This window comes from Streptomyces sp. NPDC090025 (assembly GCF_044748125.1).
Taxonomy (GTDB): Bacteria; Actinomycetota; Actinomycetes; order Streptomycetales; family Streptomycetaceae; genus Streptomyces.
Genome location: NZ_JBIVFL010000003.1, coordinates 472837 through 487402 on the forward strand (window position 1 = coordinate 472837; position 14566 = coordinate 487402).

General features: G+C 73.4%; 12 protein-coding genes and 1 pseudogene. 8 read left to right on the top strand and 5 right to left on the bottom strand.

The window, feature by feature from the left end; translation table 11 throughout:
* Window positions 1-95: 95 nt before the first annotated feature.
* Window positions 96-1691: pseudogene (locus ACIPXM_RS11450) on the bottom strand (MFS transporter); the annotation flags it as partial.
* Between the two features lie 230 nt (window positions 1692-1921).
* Here ACIPXM_RS11450 and panB point away from each other — a divergent pair.
* The 3 genes from panB to ACIPXM_RS11465 all read left to right on the top strand — a co-directional run bounded on the left by panB (window position 1922) and on the right by ACIPXM_RS11465 (window position 4795).
* Window positions 1922-2785, top strand: coding sequence for a 3-methyl-2-oxobutanoate hydroxymethyltransferase (gene panB, locus ACIPXM_RS11455; RefSeq protein ID WP_401654505.1), 864 nt, complete (start codon window positions 1922-1924; stop codon window positions 2783-2785).
* Between the two features lie 133 nt (window positions 2786-2918).
* Window positions 2919-3929 carry an ATP-binding cassette domain-containing protein gene (locus tag ACIPXM_RS11460; RefSeq protein WP_401654507.1) on the top strand — a complete coding sequence of 337 codons (1011 nt, stop codon included), beginning with the start codon at window positions 2919-2921 and terminating at the stop codon, window positions 3927-3929.
* Entirely contained in the window at window positions 3926-4795 is an 870-nt protein-coding gene (locus ACIPXM_RS11465) for an ABC transporter permease (RefSeq protein ID WP_401654509.1), read from the top strand. The genes ACIPXM_RS11460 and ACIPXM_RS11465 overlap by 4 nt, the downstream gene beginning before the upstream one ends.
* A gap of 33 nt (window positions 4796-4828) precedes the next feature.
* Here ACIPXM_RS11465 and ACIPXM_RS11470 read toward each other — a convergent pair whose 3' ends face one another.
* On the bottom strand, window positions 4829-8224 hold the full coding sequence (locus ACIPXM_RS11470) for an AfsR/SARP family transcriptional regulator (RefSeq protein ID WP_401654802.1): 3396 nt from the start codon (window positions 8222-8224) through the stop codon (window positions 4829-4831).
* Between the two features lie 327 nt (window positions 8225-8551).
* On the opposite strand from ACIPXM_RS11470, the gene ACIPXM_RS11475 reads away from it, so the two are divergent.
* Window positions 8552-9349, top strand: a complete 798-nt coding sequence (locus ACIPXM_RS11475; protein ID WP_401654511.1) for a site-2 protease family protein — start codon at window positions 8552-8554, stop codon at window positions 9347-9349.
* Window positions 9350-9370: 21 nt separating this feature from the next.
* On the opposite strand, the gene ACIPXM_RS11480 is transcribed toward ACIPXM_RS11475, so the two are convergent.
* Both ACIPXM_RS11480 and npdG read right to left on the bottom strand, forming a co-directional pair.
* Window positions 9371-9550: a hypothetical protein gene (locus ACIPXM_RS11480; RefSeq protein WP_401654513.1), complete on the bottom strand. Its 180-nt coding sequence runs from the start codon at window positions 9548-9550 to the stop codon at window positions 9371-9373.
* 101 nt (window positions 9551-9651) lie between these two features.
* Window positions 9652-10353, bottom strand: coding sequence for an NADPH-dependent F420 reductase (gene npdG / locus ACIPXM_RS11485; RefSeq protein WP_401654515.1), 702 nt, complete (start codon window positions 10351-10353; stop codon window positions 9652-9654).
* A gap of 99 nt (window positions 10354-10452) precedes the next feature.
* Between npdG and ACIPXM_RS11490 the strand changes: the two genes are divergently transcribed.
* Both ACIPXM_RS11490 and ACIPXM_RS11495 read left to right on the top strand, forming a co-directional pair.
* Window positions 10453-11058, top strand: a complete 606-nt coding sequence (locus ACIPXM_RS11490) for a hypothetical protein (protein ID WP_401654517.1) — start codon at window positions 10453-10455, stop codon at window positions 11056-11058.
* A 101-nt stretch (window positions 11059-11159) separates the two neighbouring features.
* On the top strand, window positions 11160-12443 hold the full coding sequence (locus ACIPXM_RS11495; RefSeq protein WP_401654520.1) for an MFS transporter: 1284 nt from the start codon (window positions 11160-11162) through the stop codon (window positions 12441-12443).
* Between the two features lie 59 nt (window positions 12444-12502).
* Here ACIPXM_RS11495 and ACIPXM_RS11500 read toward each other — a convergent pair whose 3' ends face one another.
* Window positions 12503-12778: a hypothetical protein gene (locus tag ACIPXM_RS11500; protein ID WP_401654522.1), complete on the bottom strand. Its 276-nt coding sequence runs from the start codon at window positions 12776-12778 to the stop codon at window positions 12503-12505.
* Between the two features lie 58 nt (window positions 12779-12836).
* Here ACIPXM_RS11500 and map point away from each other — a divergent pair, with 58 nt between their 5' ends.
* Window positions 12837-13694, top strand: coding sequence for a type I methionyl aminopeptidase (gene map, locus ACIPXM_RS11505; RefSeq protein WP_401654524.1), 858 nt, complete (start codon window positions 12837-12839; stop codon window positions 13692-13694).
* Between the two features lie 114 nt (window positions 13695-13808).
* The gene (locus ACIPXM_RS11510) at window positions 13809-14465 is read left to right on the top strand and encodes a heme oxygenase (biliverdin-producing) (RefSeq protein ID WP_401654526.1); all 657 of its coding nucleotides are present in this window, start codon (window positions 13809-13811) and stop codon (window positions 14463-14465) included.
* The last annotated feature ends 101 nt before the right edge of the window (window positions 14466-14566 follow it).

Genomic DNA, 14566 nt, shown 5'->3' on the forward strand with positions numbered 1-14566 from the left:
CTCGCTGGTGCGCGCCCTGGGTGGTGCGCGTCCTGGGTGGTGCGCGTCAGCCGCGCACCGATTCTCCCGCCTCGCGGCGGTCGCCCCGGACATCGTCCGGCGCGGCCGGGGCACCGGCGCCGGCCGGGGCGGCCGGGGCGGCCGGGCAGGAAGAGCGCGACGACGACCGCGCCGAGCACGGCGACGCCGGCCGAGCCGAGCGCGGTGATGTGCATGGCGTCGAGGAAGGCGTCGTAGGCCGGGGCGACCAGGCCCTTCCCGGCCGGGCCGAGCTTGTCGGCGATGGCCAGGGTGGCCTCGATGGACTCGCCCGCGGTCTCGCGCAGTCCGGCCGGGACCGCCCCGAGGTGGCCCTCGATCTCGCCCCGGTAGGTGGAGGACAGCACCGAGCCGAGGACGGCGACCCCGAGCGCGCCGCCGACCTGCCGGAAGGTGTTGTTGATGGCGGAGCCGGAGCCCGCCTTCTCGCGGGGCAGGGACTGCATCACGGCGACGGTGACCGGCGGCATGATGTGGGCCATACCCATGCCCTGGAGGAAGAAGACGACCTCCAGGACCCACACCGGGGTGTCGGCGTCGAAGAACGCGAAGGCGGCGAGGCCGACCGCGACGAAGAGCATGCCGACGGTGCAGACGGCGCGGGCGCCGAAGCGCTCGACGACAAGCCGGGCCCGCGGCGCGAAGACCATCTGGGCGACGGCGAGCGGCAGGATCAGCAGGCCGGACTCCAGGGCGCTGTAGCCGCGGACGCTCTGCAGGTAGAAGGCGGAGAAGAAGGTCACGCCCATGAGGGCGAAGAAGACCAGCGCGATGGCGGCGACGGCGGCCGAGAAGGCGGGCTTGCGGAAGTAGGAGACGTCGAGCGCCGGGTGCGCGGCGCGCTTCTCGTACATCACGAAGCCGACCAGGACCGCGAGGCCGCCGAGGGCCGGGAGCAGCACGGTGATGTCGGTGAAGCTGGCGAGCTCGCCGCCGCGGATGATGCCGTACACGAGCAGCACGAGGCCGAGCACCGAGAGCAGCACGCCGGGCAGGTCGATGCGGCCGGGCTTGGGGTCCTTGGAGTCGGGGACGAGCCAGACCATCAGGGCCAGGGCGATGAGCACGACGGGGACGTTGACCAGGAAGATCGAGCCCCACCAGAAGTGCTCCAGGAGCACGCCGCCGGTGATCGGTCCGACCGCGATGGCGAGGCCGACGCTGCCCGCCCAGATGCCGATGGCCTTGGGCTGCTCGTCGCGCTCGAAGACGTTCATGAGGACGGCGAGGGTGGCGGGCATGACGAAGGCGGCGCCGAGGCCCATCACGGCCCGGTAGGCGATCAGCTCGCCGGGGCTCGCGGAGAAGGCGGCGAGCGCGGAGCCGATGCCGAAGACGGTGATGCCGAAGAGCAGGATCCGCTTGCGGCCGAGGCGGTCGCCGAGCAGGCCCGAGGTGAAGAGGAGTCCGGCGAACACGAGCGTGTAGGAGTTGATGGCCCACTCCAGCTCGCTCTGGGTGGCGCCGATGCCGACGGGGTCGGGGCTGGCGATCGTCTTGACGGCGACGTTGAGGATCGAGTTGTCGAGGACGACGATCAGCAGGCTGAGCATGAGCACGCCGAGGATCGCCCAGCGGCGGCGGTGCAGGGCCTCGGGGACGCGGGGCACCGGCGGGCCGGGGACGGCGGAGACAGGGGACGGCTGAGACATGGTCCTCACCCTAGACCCAATTTCGATACGGACCCGTCTCGTATCGAAAAAGCAGACGGATTCTTTACCCCGTCTCCTGTCACGGGCGCGGAGGCGGGCAGGGCGTGTGAACAGCGCCACGCCGGACCCGTACGACGCCCCGCTTCCCCGCCCGGCCCGCGAAGTGCCACCATGGATGTGGTCCGGGGACGCCACAGGGCGCCTCGAGATGACAGAAGGAGCCGTGCACCATGACGCTTCAGGCTGCCCAGAAACCGCCCACCGACAGCAGCAAGGCGCTGTACGGGGGGAAGGGCACCCGCCGCATCACCGTCCACGACATCGCCGCCGCCAAGGTCCGCGGCGAGAAGTGGCCCATGCTCACCGCCTACGACGCCATGACCGCCTCCGTCTTCGACGAGGCGGGCATCCCGGTGGTCCTCGTCGGCGACTCCATGGGCAACTGCCATCTCGGCTACGACACCACCGTGCCCGTCACGATGGACGAGATGACACTGCTCTCCGCCGCCGTCGTACGGGGCACCCACCGTGCCCTGGTCGTCGGCGACCTCCCCTTCGGCTCGTACCAGGAAGGGCCCGTCCAGGCCCTGCGCAACGCCACCCGGCTGGTCAAGGAGGCGGGCGTCGGGGCGGTCAAGCTGGAAGGCGGTCAGCGCTCGCTGCCGCAGACCGAGCTGCTGGTCCAGGCCGGCATCCCGGTCATGTCCCACCTGGGCCTGACCCCGCAGTCCGTGAACACCATGGGCTACCGGGTGCAGGGCCGGTCCGACGAAGCCGCCCACAAGCTGCTCAGCGACGCCAAGGCGGCGCAGGACGCGGGCGCCTTCGCGGTGGTCCTGGAGCTGGTCCCGGCCGAACTGGCCGCCGAGGTGACCCGCTCGCTGCACATCCCCACCATCGGCATCGGCGCCGGTCCCGACACCGACGCCCAGGTCCTGGTGTGGACGGACATGGCCGGTCTCACCGGCGGCAAGGTCCCCCGCTTCACCAAGCAGTACGCCAACCTCCGCGAGACGCTCGGCGACGCCGCGCGCGCCTTCGCCGAGGACGTCACCGGCGGGGCGTTCCCCGCCGAGGAGCACACCTTCCACTGACCCACGGGTCCGCGCCATCCGCACCACCCGCACCACCCCCGACAGCCCGCCGACACCTCGCCGGCGGGCTGTCGCCCGCTGTAGGCGGCTCTGTCGGCCGCCTGTCGGTGCGTTGTCGGTGGCACCGTGTTCCATGGTGGACATGACGCGATCACACACCAACGCCGTCGAGGTCCGGGGCCTCGTGAAGCATTTCGGCGAGACGAAGGCGGTCGACGGGATCGACCTGGACGTGCGCGAGGGCACCGTCCTCGGCGTCCTCGGCCCCAACGGCGCCGGCAAGACCACCCTCGTCCGCTGCCTGTCCACCCTGATCGTCCCCGACGCCGGCACCGCCGTCGTCGCGGGCTACGACGTGGTGCGCCAGCCCCGCCAGCTGCGCCGCACCATCGGCCTCACCGGCCAGTACGCCTCGGTCGACGAGAAGCTGTCCGGCTGGGAGAACCTCTACATGATCGGGCGGCTGCTCGACCTCTCCCGCAAGGACGCCCGCACCCGCGCCGACGAGCTCCTGGAGCGGTTCTCGCTCACCGAGGCCGCCAAGCGCCCGGCGATGAACTACTCCGGCGGCATGCGGCGGCGGCTCGACCTGGCCGCCTCCATGATCGGCCGCCCCGCCGTCCTCTACCTGGACGAGCCCACCACCGGTCTCGACCCGCGCACCCGCAACGAGGTCTGGGACGAGGTGCAGCGGATGGTCGCCGAGGGCGCGACCGTGCTGCTCACCACCCAGTACATGGAGGAGGCCGAGCAGCTCGCCAGCGAGCTGACGGTCATCGACCGCGGCCGGGTCATCGCCAGCGGCGGTGTCGACGAGCTCAAGGCGCGCGTCGGCGGCCGCACCCTCCAGGTCCGCCCGGTCGACCCCGCCGACCTCACCGCGATGGCGGCGGCGCTGCGCGAGACCGGTCTCGACGGGGTCTCCGGCTCGACCGTCGTCCCCGACGAGGGCCTGCTGTACGTGCCGATCCTCAGCGACGAGCAGCTGACCGCCGTGGTCGGCCTGTTCGGCGCCCGCGGCTTCGGCATAGCCCACATCGGCACCCATCTGCCCAGCCTCGACGAGGTGTTCCTCGCCATCACCGGCGAGAAGACCGCCGACGCCGAGCGTTCCGACGCGATCAAGCAGGAGGTCGCCGCGTGAGCACCACCACCCTCCCCCAGTCCCCCGTCGACGCCAAGGGGCCGGGCTCCGGCCCGACGTCCCCGACGGCCCCGGCGGGCCGCGCCGACGGCCGGATCGGCCTGCGCGCCAACCTCCGCCACATCGGCGCGCTCGCCCGGCGCAACGCGCTGCAGATCAAGCAGGACCCGGAGTCGATGTTCGACGCCGTGCTCATGCCGATCATCTTCGTGCTGCTCTTCGTGTACGTGTTCGGCGGCGCCATGGCCGGCAAGGGCAACCAGGCCGTGTACGTGAACTACCTGGTGCCCGGCCTGATGGCGATGATGGGCATGAACATCGCGATGGGTGTCGGCACCGGCATCAACGACGACTTCAAGAAGGGCGTCATGGACCGGTTCCGGACCATGCCGATCGCCCGTTCCTCGGTCCTCATCGCGAAGATCGTCGTCGAGATCGGCCGGATGCTGATCGCCACCGCCATCCTGCTCGGCATGGGCTTCCTGCTCGGCCTGACCGTCCACACCTCGGTGCTCAGCCTGCTCGCGGCGGTCGGCCTCTCCATGGTCTTCGGCGCCTCGCTGATGTGGATCTTCATCCTGCTCGGCCTCACCATGAAGACGCCGCAGGCCGTCCAGGGCATGGCGATGCTGGTCCTGATGCCGCTGCAGTTCGGCTCGTCGATCTTCGCCGCGCCGACCACCATGCCCGGCTGGCTGCAGTCCTTCACCAAGTACAACCCGCTGTCCAACCTGGCGGACGCGGCCCGCTCGCTGATCAACGGCGGCCCGCTGGCCCACTCGGTGTGGATGACGCTCGCCTGGGCGGTCGGCATCACCGTGATCACCGCGCCGCTCGCGGTGAACAAGTTCCGCAAGAAGACCTGACCGCCGACGCGGGGGGACAGGGCTCGGCGCGCCTCAGATCGCGTCGGCGCGTTCGAGCAGGGCGGCGGCCTCCTCAAGGGAGAGGCCGCCGCCCTCGGCGTACGCCGCCTCGAAGACGGCGTCGTCACCCACGGCCGCCCTGGTCAGCCGGGTGGCCTCGGCCAGGTTCTCCACCTCCATCGGCGGCGGCAGATAACCGGCCGGGCGCAGCGCCCGGTAGGTGCCGAGCAGCGTCGCGGCGGTACGGGCGAGCGCGGCGCGCCGCGCGTCCCCGGCGGCCTCCCCGGTCCCCGCGGCCTCCCCGGCGAGCCCGGCCAGGGCCCAGGCGGCGCTGATCAGATGGACCACCGGCATCTGCGGCGCCACCATCATCGACAGCTTGCCGAGCGAGCGCCCGTACGCCTCACGGCACAGCGCGAGCGCCGGACCGTAGCGGTGCTCCAGGGTGTCCACCCAGGCCAGGATGCCCAGCGTGAAACCCTCGAAGAGGGAGAAGGTCTCCGAGGTGAACTCGCCCCGCAGCCACATCAGATGCTCCCTGGCCTCCGCCGTGCGGCCCTCGCGGCCGAGCAGCAGCGCCAGGAATATCCGGGCGGCGAGCAGCGGCTCGTGGCCCCGGCTGTGCGCGCCCTCCAGGACCTCCCGCAGGATCCGCTCCGCCTCCTCCCGCTGCCCCGTCTCCACCAGCATGTCCGCGTACCGGGCCCGCAGCAGCGCCATCTGCGACTGGGCGCCGATCCGCCGCGCGTACTCGATGGCGGCGGCGAAGTCCTCGGCCGCGCCCTCGAACTCCAGGCGCCGCTCCCTCGCCTCGCCGCGCGAGGCCAGCGCCTCGGCCGCGCCCCAGGCGTCCCCGAGCCGTACGAAGATCTCCAGGCTCTCCTCGGCGTCGGCGCCCGCCACATCGGCGAGGTCGGCCCGGTTGGCGAGCAGATTGGCGCGCATCTGGAGGGCGTTGGCCAGCTCCCACTCGTAGCCGTACCGGCGGCACGCCTCGACGTTGGCGTCGAGCGACTCCCGCATCCGGCCCGGCTCGCCGAGCAGCAGCACCGCGAACGCCGCGAAGGTGCCGGGCAGCCGGCAGGTCTGCGGCAGCCCGGTGGGATAGACGGCGGTGATCCGCCGCAGCCGTTCCAGCCCTTCCGGGCTGGTCCAGCGGCCCGTCTCGTGGTCCATGTTCATCAGCTCGACCAGCCGCACCCCGCGCCGCGCCTCCCACCGGTGCTCGTCGGACAGCGGCGGCGGCGCGGCCGTCACCGGCTCGTACAGCGGGACGACGGGGGCGGCGGGCGGCCCGAACGGGTCGGGGCCGAGGGCGGCGGTCGCCTCCGCCCAGTACAGCGCGTCGGCCCGCAGGTCCCGCATGTTCCAGTACCAGAGCAGCGCGTGGACGAGCAGCAGCGCCTCGTCCTCGTCCTTCGCGGCGACGGCCCGGCGCAGCGCGGTGCGCACATTGCCGTACTCGGCGTCGAACCGGGCCATGGCGGCGACCTGGCGGCCGGTGCGCAGCTCGGGGTCGGTGCGCCGGGCGAACTCGCGGTAGTGGACGAGGTGGCGGCGCTCGGTCGCGGCCCGGTCGCCGGGCGCGGCGGTCTCGTCGAGGCGTTCGGCGGCGTACTCGGCGACGGTCTCCAGGAGGCGGTAGCGCATCCCGGTGTCGGCCGGGGTGGCGACGACGAGCGACTTGTCGACGAGGGAGCCGAGCGCGTCCAGCACGTCCAGGCCGTCCAGTTCGCCGCGGGCACCGTCGCCGCCGCCGTCCGCGCAGACCGCCTCTGCGGCCTCCAGGTCGCAGCCGCCGGTGAACACGGACAGGCGGCGGAGCACCGCGCGTTCGGGTTCCTCCAGGAGGTCCCAGGACCAGTCGACGACCGCGCGCAGGGTCTGCTGGCGCGGCAGGACGGTCCGGGAGCCGGAGGTGAGCAGGCGGAAGCGGTCGTCGAGGCGGTCGGCGATCTGGCGCGGGGTGAGCATCCGCAGCCGGGCGGCGGCCAGTTCGATGGCGAGCGGCAGACCGTCGAGGCGGCGCACGATCTCGGCGGCGGCCGCGGCGCTCTCGGGGTCCGCGTCCACCCTGAAGCCGGTACGGGCGGACGCGCCGCGCTCGCCGAACAGCCGCAGCGCGGTCGGCCGGGGCAGCGGGCCGACCGGGCGCAGCACCTCGCCGGGCACGCCGAGCGGTTCGCGGCTGGTGGCGAGCACGGTGACGCCGGGGCAGCGGGCGAGCAGCACCTCGACGAGCGAGGCGGCGGCGCCCACCAGGTGTTCGCAGTTGTCGAGGAGGACCAGCATCCGGCGGTCGGCGCAGTGCTCGACCAGCCGGCCGACCCGGTCCTCGCCGAACCGGAGTTCCTCGGCGCCCGCGCCGCGCAGCACGGTCTCGCGGGCGCCGACCCCGCCGAGCACGGCCTCGGTGACGGCCTCCGGGTCGGTGACCGGGGCGAGCTCGACCAGCCAGATCCCGTCCGGCCAGGCGCCGCCCGCGCCGAGCCGCTCGGCGGCCTCCTGGGAGAGCCGGGTCTTGCCCGCGCCGCCGGGCCCGAGGAGGGTGACGAGCCGGCCGGTGCGCAGATCGCCCTGGAGGGCGGCGATGTCCGCCTCGCGGCCGACGAAGCTGGTGAGCCGGGCCCGGAGGTTGCCGGGGGCGGGGGCGGGCGTGGGGGCGGGCGCGGTGTCCGGCGCGCGGCCGGGGCCGGGGCCGGGGCCCTGATGCGTACCGGAGGGCGTACCGGAAGCCGCGCCGGAGGCCGTACCGCCGCCGTCCGCCCCGGTCAGCAACTCCCCGTGCAGGGCGCGCAGTTCCGGCGCCGGGTCGGCGCCGAGCCGGTCGGCGAGGGCGCGCCGTACCTCCTCGTAGGCGGCGAGCGCCTCCGAGGGGCGGCCGGTGTCGCGCAGGGCGCGGATGCGGAGCGCCTGGAGCGGTTCGTCGAGCGGGTGGGCCGCGCAGAGCGCCGCCAGTTCGGGCAGCGCGGCGGCCGCCTCGCCGAGGGCGAGCGCGGCGGTCAGCCGGGCCCTGCGGGCGTCGAGACGGCGGGCCTCCCAGCGGGGGGCCTCGGCGGCGCGGTCGGGGAGGTCGGCGAGCGCCGGGCCCTTCCACAGCGCGAGCGCCTCGTCGAGCAGCGCGGCGGCCGGGCCCGGCCGCCCGGCGTCGAGTTCCCGTACGCCCTCGGCGGCGAGCCGGGTGAAGCGGTGCGCGTCGACGTCGTCGGGCTCGGCGACCAGCCGGTAGCCGCCGTCGGTGGACGCCACCCGCTCGTGGCCGAGGGCCCGGCGCAGCCGTCCGACGAGCGCCTGGAGCGCGGCGACCGCGTCGGCCGGGGGTTCGGCGCCCCACACCTCGTCGACGAGCACCGCGACCGGCACCGGCCGTCCGGCGCGCAGCGCGAGCACGGTGAGCAGCGCGCGGACCCGCGGCCCGCCGACCGCCACGTCCGTGCCCGAGGGGTCGCCGGAGCGGTCGCCGGAGGGGTCGCCGGAAGGTCCCGAGGGTTCGCCGGGGGCGGCGGGGGCGGCGGGGCCGTCCGTCCCCGCCGTCGGGTCCGCTGCCGTGTCTGCTGTCGTGTGAGCCCGGGTGGACCCGAGGACCGAGTAACGCACCCCCCTATTCTCCGTGCCGCGGGCCCGTTCCCCACGCCGCCCCGGAACCCGGGCGCGGTCCGGCACCCGCCCCGCGGCCGCGACCCGGCTGTGGAACCCGGCCGGGTGCCCGGTACGTTGCCCGGGCACACCAGGCCACAGCCTCTCGGGAGACCCTTCATGACCACGACCACCCATCGCCACGACGAACGGCGGATCAGCCCCGTCTTCCTGGCGATCCTCGCGGTCATGGCCGTCACCGGCTGGGCCGTGTGGACGGACTTCGCCGCCCTGCCCGGGCTGGCGATCTTCCTCTTCGTGACCTCGGCGTGGATCGTCTCGCTGTGTCTGCACGAGTACGCGCACGCCCGCACCGCGCTGCACGGCGGCGACATCACGGTCGGGGCGCGCGGCTATCTGACCCTGAACCCGCTCGCGTACACCCACGCCGTGCTCAGCATCGTGCTGCCGGTGCTGTTCGTGATCATGGGCGGCATCGGTCTGCCCGGTGGCGCGGTCTACATCGACCGCGGTCTGGTGCGCGGACGCTGGAAGCACAGCGTGATCTCGGCGGCGGGGCCGCTGGCCAACGTGCTGTTCGCCGTCGCCTGCACCGCGCCGTTCTGGCTTGACGCGCTCGACGGGGTGCCGACGGGCTTCCAGTACGCGCTCGCGTTCCTGGCGTTCCTCCAGGTGACCGCCGCGCTCCTGAACCTGCTGCCGGTGCCGGGCCTGGACGGCTACGGGGTGGTCGAGCCCTGGCTGTCGTACAACGTCAAGCGGCAGATCGAGCCCTACGCGCCGTACGGCTTCTTCGTCGTCATCGCGCTGCTCTTCATCCCGGCGGTCAACGGGGCCTTCTTCGACGCGATCGACGCGCTGATGCGGGCGCTCGGGGTGCCGGAGCTGTCCCGCTACTGCGGTTCGGAGCTGTTCCGGTTCTGGCAGGAGCAGCCGGAGATCTGCAAGATCGGCTAGCCGGGAAGGCGGCCGGGGGGCTCAGCCCTGCTGCGCCCGGTCCATCCGGGCGCGCTTGAGGTAGAACCACGCCATGTTCGAGGAGAGCCCCGCGAGCAGCACCCACACGATGCCGAGCAGGCTGCCCTGGACGAAGGAGACGACGGCCGCGGCGACGGCGAGCGCGCAGACGACCAGGGCGTAGAGGGCGAGGCGGGGCATGGGGACGGCTCCTGTCCGGGTACGGCGGGTGGTGCCCGTCCAGTGTCCCCCATGCCCGCCCGCGCGCCGGTACCGGCTCGGACGTCCGCTCAGCGGTCCGCTCAGACGTCGGTGACGCGCAGGCCCGCGTGGGCCTTGTAGCGGCGGTTCACCGAGATCAGGTTGGCGACCAGGGACTCGACCTGGTGGGCGTTGCGCAGCCGCCCGGCGAAGACGCCGCGCATGCCGGGGATGCGGCCCGCGAGCGCCTGGACGATCTCCACGTCCGCGCGCAGCTCGCCGAGCACCATCACATCGGTGTCGATCTCGTCGATCGAGGCGTCCTGGAGCAGCACCGCCGACAGGTGGTGGAAGGCGGCCGTGACCCGGGAGTCGGGCAGCAGCGCGGCGGCCTGCTCGGCGGCCGAGCCCTCCGCCGGCTTGAGCGCGTAGGCGCCCTTCTTGTCGAAGCCGAGCGGGTTCACGCAGTCCACGACGAGCTTGCCCGCGAGTTCGGCGCGCAGCGACTCCAGGGTCTTGGCGTGGCCGTCCCACGGCACGGCGACGATCACGATGTCGCTGCGGCGGGCGCACTCCGCGTTGTCGGCGCCCTCGACGCCGAGGCCGATCTCGTCGGCGACGGCCTGCGCGCGGTCGGCGGCCCGGGAGCCGATGATCACCTTCTGGCCGGCCTTGGCGAGCCGGTAGGCGAGGCCGCGGCCCTGGTCGCCGGTGCCGCCGAGGACGCCGACGACGAGGCCGGAGACGTCGGGCAGGTCCCAGGGGTCCTTGGGCGCGGGCGTTGCGGTGCTGGAGGAAGTCATGGCCCCGACATTACTGGCCGCTCGTGGCACCGGCCCCCGTCCGGGTGAGACCGGCTCGAACGCCCGCGCGCGGCGGGCCGGTCGGGCACCATGCGGGGCATGGACGCCGTACGAGTCGCGCTGCTGCGCGAAGTGCTCGCCGGGACCGAGTGGCCCGCCGCCGCCCGCCGGTTCGCGGGCTCGCTGCGCGGCTCGGTGGAGTCGCACGGCGGCGGGCTGCTGCTGGTCGGCACCGCGGTGTACGAGCCGTGGCACCTGGCCGCGCACCTGGTCGACGAGGCCGCCTGGTCGGGCCGCCCGGAGCTGGCGCCGACGCTGGTACGGCACCGGGTGCGGGGCGGCGACCCGGCGCACCTGGCGGTCGGGCTCGGCCGGATCGAGACGGCGGGGCGGGGCGCGACGCTGCTGATGGTGGCGCCGTCGCGGCCGGACGAGGGGCTCCTGGAGCGGGTCCACGACGCCCGGCGGGCCGGGGCGACGGTGCTGTCCCTGGACGGCGGCGACAGCGAACTGCTCGGGCTCGCGCACGAGACCCTGACGGTGCCCGCGGACGCCGGGGTGGACCTGGACACCGTGCAGCACCTGGTGAGCGCGGCGACCGGGGAGAACTGTCTGCCGCCCGCGCCGCGCGGCCGGCTCCGGTTCCGGGACCGGCTCTCCCGGCTCGCCGACCAGCTCACGGCGCCGCCACCGGCCCGCTGGTGAGCGCGGGGGCCATCGTAAGGTGACCCGCACGGGCGATCGGCACTCTTCCGGACCGGTAAATCGGTTGCCCTGCAAAAACGTCACACCGACCATGGGCCCTCGTGAAACACCTCGCTCGTCTCCTCCCCGACCTCTCGCCCTGGCGCTCCTCCGCCGACTTCCGGCTGCTGTGGGTGCAGGGGGTGGTCACCGTCTTCGCCGCCTTCATGGCGCTCGTCGCGCTCCCGCTCCAGATCAAGGAGCTGACCGGCTCGCCGCTCGCGGTCGGCGCGATGGGTGTGGTGGAGCTGGTCCCGCTGATCGTCTTCGGGCTGTACGGCGGGGCGCTCGCCGACGCCGTCGACCGGCGCAAGGTGATCATGGCGACCGAGGCGGGCCTCGGCCTGCTCGCGGTGATCCTGCTGGTCAACGCGCTGCTCCCGAGCCCGATGCTGTGGCCGCTGTACATCGTCGCGGCGGGCGTCTCGGCGCTCACCGGGCTGCAGCGGCCCGCGCTCGACTCGATGCTGTCGCGGATCGTGCCGCACGGGCAGCAGACGGCGGCCGCCGCGCTGAACGCGCTGCGCTCGCAGATCGGCTCCATCGCGGGCCCGTCGCTCGCCGGAGTGGTGGTCGCGTACGCGGGCAGCGCCGCCGCCTATGCGGTGACCCTGGCCGGATATCTGGTCTCGGTGCTGCTGTCCCGCCGGCTCTCCCCCGCGCCGCCCGCGCAGGACGCCGAGAAGCCGTCGCTGCGCGGGATCGTGGAGGGCGCCCGCTACGCCTGGTCGCGTCCGGTGCTGCTCGGCACCTACGCGATCGACATGGCCGCGATGTTCTTCGCCTTCCCCAACGCGATCTTCCCGTTCCTCGCCGACGACCTGGACGCGGAGTGGTCGCTCGGCCTGATGTACGCGGCCGGTTCGGTGGGCTCGCTGGCGCTGAGCCTGACCAGCGGCTGGACGTCCAAGGTGCGGCGGCACGGGATCCTGGTCGCGGTCGGCGCGGCCGGGTGGGGCGCGTCGATCGCGGCGGCGGGCTGGTTCGGCAATGTGTGGGCGGTGCTGCTGTGCCTGGCGTTCGCGGGCGCGGGCGACATGCTGAGCGGCCTCGGCCGCTCCACCATCTGGAACCAGACCATCCCGGAGGAGCTGCGCGGCCGGCTCGCGGGCATCGAGGTGCTGTCGTACAGCGTCGGCCCGCAGCTCGGCCAGGTCCGGTCGGGCGCGATGGCGGGCTGGACCGGCACCCGGGCGGCCGTCTGGTCGGGCGGTGTGGCGTGCGTGGCGTCGGTGGGGCTGCTGTGCCTGGCGCTGCCGAAGCTGCTCGCCTACCACGCGGACACCGACCCGGACGCGCTGGCCCGCAAGGCCCAGCAGGAGCGGGCGGCGGCCAGCCTGGTGTAGCCGCCCGGCCCGTGCCCGGGCCGGGCGGCGCGGGCGCGGGCCGGGCGGCGCGGGACCGGTCAGTCGGTGCGGCGGCCGCCGTCGCCGTCGCCGTCCTCGCCCTCGTCACCGTCGGCGGCCTGCGCGCCGGACTTCTCGTGCCAGCGCGGGTCGGTGTCCCATTCCAGGTTCCGGTCGCGGGCCGTCTCCATGGCGCGGGCGGCCTCCTCGGGCGAGGCGTAGGGGCCGAACCGGTTCTTCGCCGGGCAGTCGGGGCCCTCCTCGACCTTGTGGTGCTCCAGGCAGTAGTACCACTCGCCCGGCTTGCCCACCGTGCGCTTCTTGAACAGGGCCATCGAAGGCTCCTTCCTCCGTCACCATGCTGCCCCAGACGCGGTCGTTAGACTCGCTGACATGTCTGGCCAGTCGCTTCTCGTTCCGGGGGAGCTGTCCCCCCACCGTTCCGTCCCGGGTTCGATCCGTCGTCCCGAATACGTCGGAAAGCCCGCTCCCACCCCGTACTCCGGCCCGGAGGTGCAGGACGCCGACACCGTCGAGCGGATGCGGATCGCCGGCCGCATCGCCGCGCAGGCGATGGAGGAGGCCGCCAAGCACATCGCGCCGGGGGTGACCACCGACGAGCTGGACCGGGTCGCCCACGAGTACATGTGCGACCACGGCGCCTACCCGTCCACCCTCGGCTACCGCGGCTTCCCGAAGTCGCTGTGCGCGTCCGTCAACGAGGTCATCTGTCACGGCATCCCCGACTCCACGGTGCTGCGGGACGGCGACATCGTGAACCTGGACGTCACCGCGTACATCGGCGGCGTCCACGGCGACAACAACGCCACCTACCTCTGCGGCGACGTGGACGAGGAGTCGCGGCTGCTCGTCGAGCGCACCCGGGAGTCGCTGAACCGCGCGATCAAGGCGGTCCGGCCGGGCCGCCAGGTCAATGTGATCGGCCGGGTCATCGAGTCGTACGCCAAGCGCTTCGGCTATGGCGTGGTCCGGGACTTCACCGGGCACGGGATCAACTCGTCGTTCCATTCCGGCCTGATCATTCCGCACTACGACTCCGAGCACCACACCACGGTGATGCAGGCGGGCATGACCTTCACGATCGAGCCGATGCTGACCCTCGGCACCCATGAGTACGACATGTGGGAGGACGGCTGGACCGTGGTCACCAAGGACCGCAAGCGGACGGCACAGTTCGAGCACACCCTGGTGGTCACCGAGAACGGGGCGGACATCCTTACGTTGCCCTGAGCCGTTCGAGGGGTACCTTTTTACCGACAGGCAGTCGGGAACCAGTTGACTTAGGCAAGCCTAACTTGGCAGGATCGTACTGGTTCCCGACCCCAACGGTCCCGGAGGCTCGCCTTGGACACCCCCTTCTCGACACTCATCCGCACCGCGTCGCACGAACAGCACACGGAGGCCGAGACGTCGACGTTCATGAGCGACCTCCTCGGCGGCCGGCTGGCCGTCGACGCCTACGCGCGCTACACGGAGCAGCTCTGGTTCGTGTACCGGGCCCTGGAGGACGGTGCCGAGGCGCTGCGCGACGACCCGGTCGCCGGTCCCTTCATACAGACCGAGCTGTTCCGCACGGCCGCCCTGGAGCAGGACCTGGCGCATCTGCGCGGGCCCGACTGGCGCGCCACGGCCACCGCCCTGCCCGCCACCGAGGCGTACGCGGCGCGGGTCGCCGAGTGCGCCCGGGAGTGGCCGGCCGGCTATGTGGCCCACCACTACACGCGCTACCTGGGCGACCTGTCGGGCGGTCAGATCATCCGCGACAAGGCGGAGCGCACCTGGGGCTTCGACCGCAAGGGCGACGGCGTCCGGTTCTACGTCTTCGACGCGATCACCAACCCGGCCGCGTTCAAGCGGGGTTACCGGGAGCTGCTCGACGCGGTGAACGCGGACGACCTGGAGAAGCAGCGGATCATCGACGAGTGCAAGCGCGCCTTCGACTTCAACGGGGCGGTGTTCCGTGAGCTGGCGGGCGAGTTCCCGCCGGTCAACGCCGCCTGAGCGGGACACACGTACGGCCGGAGCGGCGCCTGGGCACGGCCCGGGCGCCGCTCCGGCGTTCCCGCCCTGCCGTTCCCGCCGCCCTGCCGGACGCCGTCGCG

What these genes read in the sequence shown, in the direction of transcription:
- panB (WP_401654505.1), top strand. Translation starts at nt 1,922, where the DNA reads ATGACGCTTCAGGCTGCCCAGAAACCGCCCACCGACAGCAGCAAGGCG.
- ACIPXM_RS11460 (WP_401654507.1), top strand. Translation starts at nt 2,919, where the DNA reads ATGGTGGACATGACGCGATCACACACCAACGCCGTCGAGGTCCGGGGC.
- ACIPXM_RS11475 (WP_401654511.1), top strand. Translation starts at nt 8,552, where the DNA reads ATGACCACGACCACCCATCGCCACGACGAACGGCGGATCAGCCCCGTC.
- ACIPXM_RS11480 (WP_401654513.1), bottom strand. Translation starts at nt 9,550, where the DNA reads ATGCCCCGCCTCGCCCTCTACGCCCTGGTCGTCTGCGCGCTCGCCGTC.
- npdG (WP_401654515.1), bottom strand. Translation starts at nt 10,353, where the DNA reads ATGACTTCCTCCAGCACCGCAACGCCCGCGCCCAAGGACCCCTGGGAC.
- ACIPXM_RS11490 (WP_401654517.1), top strand. Translation starts at nt 10,453, where the DNA reads ATGGACGCCGTACGAGTCGCGCTGCTGCGCGAAGTGCTCGCCGGGACC.
- ACIPXM_RS11500 (WP_401654522.1), bottom strand. Translation starts at nt 12,778, where the DNA reads ATGGCCCTGTTCAAGAAGCGCACGGTGGGCAAGCCGGGCGAGTGGTAC.
- map (WP_401654524.1), top strand. Translation starts at nt 12,837, where the DNA reads ATGTCTGGCCAGTCGCTTCTCGTTCCGGGGGAGCTGTCCCCCCACCGT.